This window comes from Streptomyces sp. NPDC044061 (genome assembly GCF_056434305.1).
Genome location: NZ_JBWKFL010000004.1, coordinates 440,789 through 452,784 on the forward strand (window position 1 = coordinate 440,789; position 11,996 = coordinate 452,784).

At 73.5% G+C, this 11,996-nt stretch carries 6 protein-coding genes; 5 read left to right on the plus strand and 1 reads right to left on the minus strand.

Features of this window, described 5'->3' with window-relative positions:
* Positions 1-72: 72 nt before the first annotated feature.
* Positions 73-1,758, minus strand: coding sequence for a serine/threonine-protein kinase (locus AC07CM_RS09255; RefSeq protein ID WP_478875703.1), 1,686 nt, complete (start codon positions 1,756-1,758; stop codon positions 73-75).
* A 366-nt stretch (positions 1,759-2,124) separates the two neighbouring features.
* Between AC07CM_RS09255 and AC07CM_RS09260 the strand changes: the two genes are divergently transcribed.
* The 5 genes from AC07CM_RS09260 (at position 2,125) to AC07CM_RS09280 (ending at position 11,908) form a co-directional block, all read left to right on the plus strand.
* Positions 2,125-5,697 carry an FtsK/SpoIIIE domain-containing protein gene (locus AC07CM_RS09260; RefSeq protein WP_478875755.1) on the plus strand — a complete coding sequence of 1,191 codons (3,573 nt, stop codon included), beginning with the start codon at positions 2,125-2,127 and terminating at the stop codon, positions 5,695-5,697.
* 159 nt (positions 5,698-5,856) lie between these two features.
* Positions 5,857-7,233, plus strand: a complete 1,377-nt coding sequence (locus AC07CM_RS09265) for an ABC transporter substrate-binding protein (RefSeq protein WP_478875704.1) — start codon at positions 5,857-5,859, stop codon at positions 7,231-7,233.
* A 7-nt stretch (positions 7,234-7,240) separates the two neighbouring features.
* Complete coding sequence (locus AC07CM_RS09270; RefSeq protein ID WP_478875705.1) at positions 7,241-8,584, plus strand: carbohydrate ABC transporter permease; 1,344 nt, start codon at positions 7,241-7,243, stop codon at positions 8,582-8,584.
* Positions 8,581-9,492 (plus strand): carbohydrate ABC transporter permease, encoded by a 912-nt coding sequence (locus tag AC07CM_RS09275; protein WP_478875706.1) that lies wholly within the window; start codon positions 8,581-8,583, stop codon positions 9,490-9,492. The genes AC07CM_RS09270 and AC07CM_RS09275 overlap by 4 nt, the downstream gene beginning before the upstream one ends.
* A 154-nt stretch (positions 9,493-9,646) precedes the next feature.
* Positions 9,647-11,908, plus strand: coding sequence for a bifunctional glycosyltransferase/CDP-glycerol:glycerophosphate glycerophosphotransferase (locus AC07CM_RS09280; RefSeq protein ID WP_478875707.1), 2,262 nt, complete (start codon positions 9,647-9,649; stop codon positions 11,906-11,908).
* Positions 11,909-11,996: the final 88 nt, after the last annotated feature.

Consider the following 11,996-nt stretch of genomic DNA (forward strand, 5'->3'; position numbering starts at 1 on the left):
GCCGGAAGAGCCAACCTTCACCGCGGAGACGGAAATCACCCGGCAGGTGTCGACAAATCCCCAAACCAGCGATCAGTTGCCGCTGCCGGAGGAGCTGTCCAGCTTCTTGACCCAGTGGCCGACCTTCCCGGCCCAGTCGCTCAGCTGGTCCCAGTAGCCCTTGCCCTGGCCGACCCAGGTGTGCAGCGGGGTCAGGTCCCAGACCAGCCAGCTCGCGACGACCAGGATGATGATCGTGAACAGGCAGCCCTTCAGGCAGCCGAGGCCGGGGATCTTCATCGGGTTGGCACTGCGCTGCCGCGCCGGCCGAGGCTCGCGCGCGGGTCGCTGCGGCTCCGGGGCGGGGGGCGCGTACCGCTGCGGCTGCTGCGGCGGGGCGTACTGCTGCTGCTGCGGGTAGCCGTACCCGGCGGGCGGGCGCTGCCGCCCGCGCGGCTGCGGCTGCTGCGGGCGCGCCTGCGGGGCCTGGCGCTGCGGCTGCTGCGGCCGGGCGACCTGCCGCTGGGGGCGGCGGCGCAGCGGGTCCTCGTCGGGGTCGATGTACTGGATCTGCGTCTGCTCGTTGCGGTCCCGGGCGGCGCGCAGCTGGGTCTGCCAGGGGTGCGGCTGGTCGGGCTGTCCGCCGGGCTGCCCCTGGGGCATCGGCGGCATGACGGCGGTCGGGTCGGCCGCACCGGTGGTGGGCAGGACCGCGGTGGGGTCGGCGGCGCCGACGGGGCCACCGGTGTGCGGCAGGAAGCTGGTCGCCGCGTTCGGATCGTGCTGGCCGTACGCACCCTGCGGCGCGTTGGTCGGCAGCACCTGCGTGGGGTCGGCGGCACCGGGTACGCCCGGGACGGCGGCCGGGGCCGGGTCGGGGGCCAGCAGGGCGCCGACGCCCTCGGCGGCGGCGATCTGGGCGGCGTTCGCGTGCACGCCCACGCCCTCGGCCACGACCCGGAGCCCGCGCGCGAGGTTCTCGGCGCTGGGCCGTTCCCCGGGGTTCTTGCGCAGGCAGCGCTCTATCACCGTCCACAGCGGGTCCGGGACGGTGGAGGGCCGGCGCGGCTCGGCGCTCAGGTGCTGGTGCAGGACCTCGAGCGCGCTGCCGCCGGAGAACGGCGGACGGCCGGTGACCAGCTCGTACAGCAGGATGCCCGCCCCGTAGACGTCGACGGCGGAGGTCTGCGGGCGGCCCTCGGCGGACTCCGGCGCGACGTACGCGGGCGTGCCGACGAACTCGTGGGTACGGGTCAGGCCCGGGGAGTCGGCGAGGCGGGCGATGCCGAAGTCGGTCAGCATCGGGTGCATCTGGCCGTCGTGCTGCCGGAGCAGCACGTTCGCGGGCTTCAGGTCGCGGTGGACGACACCGTCGGCGTGGCTAGCGGCGAGGGCGTCGGCGATCTGCGCCGTCATCAGGGCCGCGGCGACCGGCGTGAAGGGGCCGTTCTCGCGCAGGTAGCGGTGCAGGTCGGGACCGTCGACGAGGTCCATGACCAGGGCCAGCAGATCGCCCTCGACGACCAGGTCGCGGACCCGGACGATGTTGGGGTGGGTGAGCCGGAGCAGGACGGAGCGTTCCCGCAGGAACCGCATCACGATGTCCGGGTCGCTCGCCAGCTCCTCCTTCAGGACCTTGATCGCGACCGTCTCACCGGGCTGGCCGGGCACGGCCGCCTCGGCCCCCGCGGTCTCGCGCTGGCGGGCACGCCAGACGGTGCCCGTGGCGCCGCGTCCGAGCGGCTCCTCGAGCAGGTACTTGCTGCCGACTGGCCGCACGTCACGCGCTCCCTGCTGCTTGCTTGGCTGCTTGCTGGGGCAGCTGCTCGCCTGTGTTCCGGTGTTCCGACCCACTGTAGTGCCGCCCCCGAGGGCACTACGTAAGCGTTCCCGTCGATGTTCGAAGGAAAGACGCTCGCTCCGGTCTTCCGGTTGCCCAGGGACGGACGTGACCGATCTCAACTGATCGTCGGTGCGCTACTGGTCAGGCACTTTTGGGGGCAGAGCTGACCAATCAAGATCACTTGACCCCGGGGCGCGGGCGTGTTGTCAGTGGCAGGTGCGAGGATGCGTGCAGTACTGGCCGACGTGCTCGTGCGGGGGTGGGGGATGTCCGCGCCCGGGCAGAAGGGACCGCTGACGGCGATGCAGATCCGGCTGACCGTCGTAGACCCGCTGGGCCCGTCCACGCAGCGGGGCCGCGCCGCGAGCCGCGACGTGCTGGTGACGGCGCCCGCGGGTACGGACCTGGCCGCGGTGGCGTCGGCGCTGGCCGCGGCGGTCACCGGGGAGGGCGGCACCGGCCGGGACGCCGGCGGCGCCCCGGTGGTGCTGTACACGGGCGCGGAGCGGCTGGACCTCCGCCGCAGCACCCTCGGTGAGCCTCCCCTGGTCGACGGCGCCGTGCTGTCCCTGGGCACGCCTGCGGCCCCCGAGCCGCATCCCGAGCTGGACGACGCGCCGACCCAGCTGCACGTGGTCGCGGGTCCGGACGCGGGCGGGGTCCATCTGCTGCACGGCGGCCGGATCACCGTCGGCCGCTCCGCCGACGCCGACGTCCCGCTGGACGACCCGGACGTCTCCCGTCTGCACTGCGCGGTCACGGTCGCCGCCGAGGGCCGCGTGTCGGTTGCCGACCTCGGCTCCACGAACGGCACGGCCCTGGACGGCACGCGGTTGGGCGAGCGCCCGGTGCGGTTCCCGGCGGGGGCGCTGCTGAGGATCGGCGAGTCCGCCCTGCGGGTCACCCCGTCCGGGGGTCCCGGGGCCAGGGTCCGGACGGTGCCGGACGGAGAGGGCTGCGTGCGGGTCGCACCCGGGGCCGGGGACACCGGCACTCCGGAGACGGCGGACGGCTTCGCGGACGGCCCGGTGCCGGGCGCCGAACCCGTCGCGGCGGATGCGGACTCCGGCGCCGCCGGCCACGCGCGCGTGGCGGGTGCCGACAGCCCCTCGGGGTCGACGCATCACACGTACGGCGCGGCGGGCTGGGGCGCCTCGGGCGGCGGCGCGGGGGCCCAGGAGCACCGGCGCCGGGAACAGCCCTCGGTGCCCGGTCAGGCCGAGGCGCCGGGGATCGAGAGTCGGGACGCGGGCGGGTTCGGCGGGTTCGCCGCGGGCGCGCCCGGCGGCGACATCCCGGCCCCCGGCCTGCCCGGTCCGGCTTCCCCCGACGGCGACACGCACGCGGGGCACTACGGCGTCACCGGCCCGGGCGGCCTGCCCGCGGGCGCGTACGCCGGTACGGCCGCCCAGGGCCCTGCGCCGGACGCCGCCGCTTACGGCCCGGACGCGGCGGGCGGCGGTCGCAAGGACACTCCCCTGCGGGGCACCGACGTGCCTCAGACCGGCCGCCGCAGGAGCGGACTCGGCGCATGGGCGCGGCGGCTGGCCGGCGGGCGCGCGGAGCAGCCGGCGGCCGAGCGCGAGGCGTACGGCGCGACGGAGTCCGGCGCGCACGGCACCCGGGCCGTCGACGTCCGGCAGCTGCCGGAGACCTGGCCGGACCCGGCCGCGCTGCTGCTGACGGCGCTCGGTCCCGGGCCCCGGCTGTGGGAGCGGGAGCCGGGTCATCCGGAGGCCCTGACCGTGCGGCTCGGCACGGCCGACCGGAGCACACCGGACGGCTCGGGCGTGCTGCCCGCCGTGCCGGTGACCGCCGCGCTGCGGGAGGCGGGCGCGCTGGGCCTGGCCGGTCCGCGACCCCGGCTGTCCGGGCTGGCCCGAGCGGTGCTGGCACAGCTGGCCGCGCTGCACTCCCCCGACCTGCTCGAGATCGTGCTGATCAGCGCCGACCGGTCCCGCCCGGTCGAGGAGCGCACCGCCGAGTGGTCCTGGCTGGGCTGGCTCCCGCACGTCCGGCCGGGCCACGGCCAGGACTGCCGGCTGCTGCTGGCCCACGACCGGGAACAGGCGGCGGCCCGCACGGAGGAACTCCTGCGCCGGGTGGAGGAGTACGCGTCGACGGGCCACGGCACGGCTCACCGGACTGCCCCGGCGGGCGGCCGCGCCGGAGCGGACCCGGCGCCCGGTACGGCGCCCGACGAGACGCCCGATCCCGGAACGCGTCCCGACGCCCCCTCCTCCGCGCACCGGAACGCACCGGCCCGCCGCCCCTCCTGGGTCAGGGAGGACACCGACCCCGACGCGGGCGGCGGCTTCCCGGGGCCGTACACCGTCGTCGTCGTGGACGGGGACCCCGGCGGGGCGTCCCTGCAGGAGGGCCTGGCGCGGCTCGCCGTGGCCGGGCCCCGGGTCGGGATCCATGTCGTCTGCCTCGCCGAGACCCCGGCCGCCACTCCCGCCTCGCCCGTGGCGCGGACGTACGAGGCGGCCTGCGCCGTCACGCCCACCTTCCGGCACTGCGGGGCTGTGGCCCTGCTCAGTGGCGATGTCGCCGGCGCGCTGCAGCTGATGCGGGTCGCGCCCGGCGGGCCCGCCGGCCCGGGCGCCCCGGCCACCGTCGACGCCGTCTCCGCCGCCTGGGCGGAGCGGTTCGCGCGGGCCCTCGCGCCGCTGCGGCCGGACGGCCCGGTCGGCGAGCGGCACACGCGCGTGGCCGTACCGCTGCCGCAGTCGGCGCGGCTGCTGGACGAGCTGGGGCTGGCCCGGGCCACCCCCGCCTCGTTGATGGCACGCTGGGCGGACGCGGCCGACGACACGGAGTCGCTGGGCGGGCGGGCCCGGGCGGTGCTGGGCGCCGGGACGCGCGGCCCGCTCACCGCCGACCTGGTGGCCGACGGGCCGCATCTGCTGATCGAGGGGCCGGCCGGCAGTGGCCGCACCGAGCTGCTGCGGGCCGTGGTCGCCTCGCTGGCCGCCGCCGAGCGGCCCGACCGGCTGGGCATGGTGCTGATCGACGGCCGGGACGGCGTCGGCACGGGCGCGGGGCGCGGCGAGGGGCTGCGCGTCTGTACGGACATACCCCACGTGACGACCCACCTCATGGCCAACGACCCGGTGCGCATGCGGGAGTTCGCGCAGTCGTTGAGCGCCGAGCTGAAGCGGCGCGCGGAGTTGCTGGGCCGCACGGACTTCGCCCAGTGGCACGCGGGGCATGAGGTGTCGGGCCGTATCGTCGCGCAGCGCACCGCGAACGGGCGGCCGGCCGCCACCGGGGCCGGGGACATAGAGACGCCGCCCAGCTCGACGCTGCGGCTGCGGCCCGGCGCCGCCGCACGGCAGCGCACCGAGGCGGCACCGCCGCTGCCCCGGCTCGTCGTGGTCGTCGACGATCTGGACGCACTGGTCTCCCCCGCGCTCGGCTCCCCGGGCCGCCCGGCCGCGGGGTCGGTGCTGCGGGCCCTGGAGGCGGTGGCCAGGGAGGGCGAGCGGCTCGGCGTGCACCTGGTGGCCGCCGCCGGGACGGGCGGCCGTACCGCGGAGACGGAACCGGCCCGGCAGGCCACCCTGCGCATAGCCCTGGACGCGCCGTCGGCGGGGCCGGACGAACCGGCGCCGGGGCGGGGCAGGCTCACCTACGCGGACGGGCGGGCGGCCGTCGGATTCCAGGGCGGCCGGGTGACGGGACGCATCCCGCGCACGGCGACCCAGCGGCCCACGGTCGTGCCGCTGGAGTGGCAGCGCATGGGCGATCCGCCGGCCCGCCGGCCCGTGCGCGAACTGGGCAACGGCCCCACCGACCTGGCCCTGCTGGCGAGCGCGGTGGAGCGCGCGGCCCGGGAGGTCGCCGCGGCGGAGGTGCCCTCGCTCCTCTAGAGCCTCGACATGGGCACGCATACCTCCCTGATCACGAGCCGGTCACGATGAACCGCTGGACGGCGCAGGCGCTCTTGCCGCTCCCGTACGCCCCGGCGTAGACCGGAGCGCACGGGACAGTGTTCTGACGTTCAACGGAGAACGACGAACGGGGAAGTGATGCGTAGCAACACCATCCGGACACACAGGGCCGTCACCACACTCGCCGCGCTGCTCGCGGGAGCGCTCGCGCTCACCGCCTGCTCCGGCAGCGACGACAAGAAGGGCAGCGGCGACACGAGCGGCGGGGCCACCGAGAGCGGCTCCACCGTCGCCCTGCCGAAGCTGAACGGCGTGAACCTGGAGGTCGCCGCCGTCTGGACCGGCACCGAACAGGCGAACTTCAAGAAGGTCCTCGCCGAGTTCGAGAAGCGCACGGGCGCGAAGGTGACGTTCGTGCCCGCCCAGGACCCGATCATCAACTTCCTCGGCTCGAAGATCGCGGGCGGTCAGCCGCCGGACGTGGCGCTGCTCCCCCAGCCGGGCGCGATCAAGCAGGCCGTGGACAAGAAGTGGGCCAAGCCTCTTGGCGCGGACGCGCTCAAGGAGCTGCAGAAGAACTACTCGCAGGGCTGGCAGGACATCGGCAAGGTCGACGGCAAGCAGTACGGCGTCTACTACAAGGCCGCCAACAAGTCGCTGATCTGGTACAACGCCAAGGCCTTCGAGAATGCGGGCGCCAAGGAGCCGAAGACCTGGCAGGACCTGCTGACCGCCGCGCAGGCGGTGTACGACTCCGGTGTCACGCCGTTCTCGGTCGGCGGTGCCGACGGCTGGACGCTGACGGACTGGTTCGAGAACGTCTATCTGTCCCAGGCGGGCCCGGACAAGTACGACCAGCTCGCCCAGCACAAGATCAAGTGGACCGATCCGTCGGTGAAGCAGGCCCTGACCACGCTCGCCCAGGTCTGGGGCAAGAAGGACTACGTGGCGGGCGGCGCGGACGGCGCCCTGCAGACCGAGTTCCCGGCCTCTGTCACCCAGACCTTCACCGGCGGTGACCAGCCGAAGGCCGCGATGGTCTACGAGGGAGACTTCGCGCAGGTCAACATCGGTGACACCAAGGCGAAGGTGGGCACGGACGCGAAGGTGTTCCCCTTCCCGGCGGTGGGCTCGTCGGCGCCGGTGGTCTCCGGCGGTGACGCGGCCGTGATCCTGAAGGACTCCAAGGGCGCCCAGGCACTGGCGACCTTCCTGGCCTCCCCGGACGCGGCGACGATCCAGGCCAAGCTCGGCGGCTACCTGTCCCCGAACAAGAACGTGCCGAACTCGTCGTACCCCAACGCGGTGCAGCAGACGATCGCCAAGGCCCTGATCGCCTCCGGCGACGACTTCCGCTTCGACATGTCCGACCAGGCCCCGCAGGCCTTCGGCGGCACGCCCGGCAAGGGCGAGTGGAAGGACCTGCAGGACTTCCTGAAGAACCCGAAGGACGTCGCGGGCACCCAGGCGAAGCTGGAGAAGGACGCGGCGGCCGCGTACGGGAACGGAGGCTGATCCGGCCATGGCGTCGGCAGCGGCGGCCGGGGCCCCACCGGGCCCGGCCGCTCCGAAGAGCCGCAAGAGCGTGACCGGCACCCGCAGGACGGTGGCAGTCCTCTTCCTGCTGCCCGCCCTGGTGCTGCTGGGCGCGCTCGTGGTCTACCCGATCGGGTACTCGATCGTCCGCAGCTTCTACAACGCCTCGGGCGACGGCTTCGCCGGGGTCGACAACTACAAGGCGCTGTTCACCGACGACGGCATCCGTACGGCGCTGAAGAACAACGTCATCTGGGTGGTGTTCGCGCCCACGGTGTCCACCGCGCTCGGCCTGATCTTCGCGGTGCTCACCGAACGGGTGCGCTGGGGCACGGCGTTCAAGCTGGTCGTCTTCATGCCGATGGCGATCTCGATGCTTGCGGCCGGGATCATCTTCCGGCTGGTGTACGACCAGGACCCGGACAAGGGCGTCGCCAACGCGGTGTGGGTGGGCGTCCACGACACCTTCGCCCAGTCGTCGGCGTTCCCGAAGGCACACCCGGGCCGTGAGTCGCCGCTCAAGGCCGAGTCGGGCGGATTCATCACGTCGGCCCCCGTGCACACCGGCCAGGTCGTCTCCCTGCCGCTCGTCGGCGTGGCTCCCGACCAGATGCCGGACAGTGCGAAGAAGGCCGCGGCGGCCAAGCCCGAGCCGGGCAGGATCACCGGCACGACCTGGCAGGACTTCACCCGCGGCAAGGGCGTCGGCAGGCTCGGCGTGCCCGACCCGGCCGAGCTGGGCTACGCCGGGATGCGGATCGAGGCGGTGAAGGACGGCTCGGTGGTGGCCTCCACGAAGGCCGCCGGCGACGGTACCTTCACGCTGCCCGCGAAGGCCGACGGAGCTCTGCTGAGGCTTCCCGCGAGCAACTTCAAGGAGCCGTACAACGGCGTCGACTGGCTCGGTCCGGCGCTGGTGACCCCGGCCATCATCGGCTCGTACGTGTGGATGTGGGCGGGCTTCGCGATGGTGCTCATCGCGGCCGGGCTCGCGGGCGTGCCCCGGGAGCTGCTGGAGGCCGCGCGCGTGGACGGCGCCAACGAGTGGCAGGTGTTCCGCCGGGTCACCGTGCCGCTGCTCGCACCGGTTCTCGCGGTGGTCACGGTCACGCTGATGATCAACGTGCTCAAGGTGTTCGACCTCGTCTACATCATCGCGCCGGGCTCCTCGCAGGACGACGCGAACGTGCTGGCCCTGGAGCTGTACCGCAAGGGCTTCGCGGAGAGCCAGCCGGGCATCGCGAGCGCGATCGCGGTGTTCCTGCTGCTGCTGGTGATCCCGGTGATGCTGTTCAACATCCGTCGGCTGAGGCGGGAGGTCAGGCGATGACGACGGCCGCGTCAAGCGTCGGGAAGGTGGCCGAGGCCGACACCACGGTGAAGGCCCGGCAGTCGCTCGGCTCCAGGATCACCGAGAAGCTCGGCGGCGGACTGGTCCGCGTCTTCCTCATCCTGGTCGGCCTGTTCTGGCTGGTGCCGACCATCGGTCTGCTCATCTCCTCCCTGCGCGCGCCGGAGGACATGAGCGCGAGCGGCTGGTGGACGGTGTTCAGCAAGCCGTCCCAGCTGACCTTCGAGAGCTACCAGAAGCTGCTGGAGAACACCGACATCACCAACTCCCTGCTGAACACCGTGCTGATCACCGTCCCGGCGACGATCCTCGTCGTGGTGATCGGCTCCCTCGCGGGCTACGCCTTCGCGTGGATGGAGTTCCCCGGCCGGGACTGGTGGTTCCTCGGCGTGGTCAGCCTCCTGGTGGTCCCGGTACAGGTCGCGCTGATCCCGATCGCCGAACTGTTCGGCAAGCTCGGGCTGTTCGGGACGATCTTCGGGGTGATCCTGTTCCATGTCGGCTTCGGTCTGCCGTTCGCGGTGTTCCTGCTGCGGAACTTCTTCGCGGAGATCCCGCGCGAGCTGCTGGAGGCGGCCCGCCTCGACGGCGCGGGCGAACTGCGCCTGTTCGCCCGGGTGGTGATGCCGCTCGGCGGGCCGGCGATCGCGAGCCTCGGCATCTTCCAGTTCCTGTGGGTGTGGAACGACATGCTGGTCGCGCTGGTGTTCACCAAGTCCGGCTCGCAGCCGATCACGGTCGCCCTGCAGACGCAGGTACGCCAGTTCGGCAACAACATCGACGTGCTGGCACCCGGCGCGTTCATCTCGATGGTGATCCCGCTCGCGGTGTTCTTCGCGTTCCAGCGGCAGTTCGTGTCCGGGGTGATGGCGGGCGCGGTCAAGTAGCGGCAAAACGGACGTTTTTCGAGGGGCGGGCTTTAAGGAGCCCGCCCCCTGCCGTTCACTTCATGTCCCCCACATGCCGTACGAACCGTAACCAAGTCACTCCATCGGCCGTTCCCGGGCAGAACGCCCGCGCCGACCGACCCATGGATGTGCCTTGCCCAGGTTCAGTGTCATTGTCCCCGCGTACAAGGTCCAGGCGTACCTGTCGGAGTGCCTGGACTCGGTGCTCTCGCAGTCGTATCCCGACCTCGAACTGATCGCCGTGGACGACTGCTCACCGGACGCCTGCGGTGCGATCGTCGACGAGTACGCCGCCCGCGACGCCCGGGTGAAGGCCGTACACCTGGCGCGGAACCAGGGCCTGGGCCGCGCCCGCAACGCGGGCATGGCGGAGGCGACCGGCGACTACCTGGTCTTCCTGGACAGCGACGACACCCTCACCCCGGACGCCCTGCGCGCGATCGCCGACCGGATCAAGGAGACCGGCGAGCCGGACGTCCTGGTCTTCGACTACGCCCGCACCTTCTGGAACGGCGAGGCGGTCCGCAACCAGGTCGCCGCCCCGCTGTCCCAGGAGGGTCCGGCACCGTTCCGGCTCGCGGACCGCCCGGGGCTGCTGCGGGTGCTGATGGTCGCCTGGAACAAGGCCTACCGGCGCGAATACGTCGCGGAGCAGGGCTTCTCCTTCCCGCCCGGCTACTACGAGGACACCCCCTGGACCTTCCCGGCCCTGATGGCGGCGGAGTCGATCGCCACCCTGGACCGGGTGTGCGTGCACTACCGGCAACGCCGGCAGGGCAACATCCTGCGCACCACCAGCCGCAGGCACTTCGACGTCTTCGAGCAGTACGACCGGGTCTTCGCCTTCGTCGAGCAGCGACCCGAACTCGCGCGCTGGCGGCCGGAGCTGTTCCACCGGATGATCGACCACTACGTCACGATCTTCACCCGGCGGGACCGGCTGCCCCGCGGCAGCCGCGCCGAGTTCCTGCGCCGGGCCCGCGCCCACTACCGCTGCCACCGCGTGCCGGGCACCAGGGTGCCGCCGCGCTCCCGGCTGCGGCACACCCTGGTCCGCTTCGGTCTGCACCGCACCTTCCGCGCCCTGCGCCTGGCCTCGGCCGCCCGCCGCCGCACGCTGAAGTCCGCGGTGAAACTCACCCGCTCGCTCAGGGCCGCCGCGCTCCAGTTGCACTACCGGATCCAGCTGCGCCTGCCGCTGCGGTCCGACCGGGCGGTGTTCGCCGCCCACGGCGGGCGCGGCCACGGCTGCAACCCGGGCGCTCTGGAGGCGGCGTTCCGTACGCACGCCCCGCACGTCCGCACCGCCTGGATCGCCCACCCCGAGCACCAGCAGGCGATCCCGCCGGGCCCGCGCCGGCTGCGTCCCGGCACGGCCGCCTACTGGACGGCGCTGGCCCGCTCCAAGTACCTGGTGAACAACGCCGACTTCGATCGAGGGCTGAAGAAGCGTCCCGGTCAGGTCTTCGTCCAGACCCAGCACGGAACCCCGCTCAAGCACATGGGCCTCGACCTTCAGGAGCGCCCCGCGGCCGCCCGGGGCACCGACTTCGAGGAGCTGCTGCGCGGCGTCGACCAGTGGGACTACGTGCTCTCCGGCAACCGGCACTCCACCCTGACCTGGGAGCGGGTCCACCCGGGCCGTTACACCACGCTGGAGTACGGCCTGCCGCGCAACGACGTCTTCCAGCAGGCCACTTCGGCGGACGTGACCCGGCTGCGCGAGTCGCTGGGCATCCCGGAGGGTTCGGTCGCCGTCCTGTACGCGCCGACGTACCGCGACCACCGCCGCACCCAGCGTCCGCTGCTCGACCTCGAGCGCGTCCTGCGCCGGCTCGGCCCGCGCTTCGTGATCCTCGCCCGCGCCCACCACGCGCACGGCGGCTCCCTCGGGCAGGGCGCCCGGATCATCGACGTCTCGGGGCATCCGAGCGTGGAGTCCCTGTGCCTGGCCTCGGACGCGCTGCTCACCGACTACTCGTCGCTGATGTTCGACTACGCCGACCTGGACCGGCCGATCGTCGTGCACACCGAGGACTGGGACGCCTACGAGGCCGCCCGGGGCACCTACTTCGACCTGCGCGCCTTCCCGCCGGGCGCGGTCGCCCGCACCGAGGACGAGCTGACCGACGTCTTCGCCTCGGGCCGCTGGCGCGGCTCGCGCTCCACCCAGCTGCGGGCGGCCTTCCGGGAGCGGTTCTGCCCGTACGACGACGGGCACGCCGCCGAACGCGTCGTACGGCATGTCGTGCTGGGCGAGACGCAGGGGCTGCCGTCGGTCGTGCCCCTGGCCGAGCGCCGCCCGGTGCCGTCGGCGGCCTCCGCGCTTCCGCGATCCCCGCTGGCCACCGTGCCGCAGCCTTCCGGCCCCCTCCCCGTCACAGGGGGCCGCTGAACACCGTTGTCCCTACCGGGAGTTCCCATGCCCCTCAGTACGACGCGGCCCACTCCGGTCCGGCCGTCCACCTGGCGTCCCGCCGGAC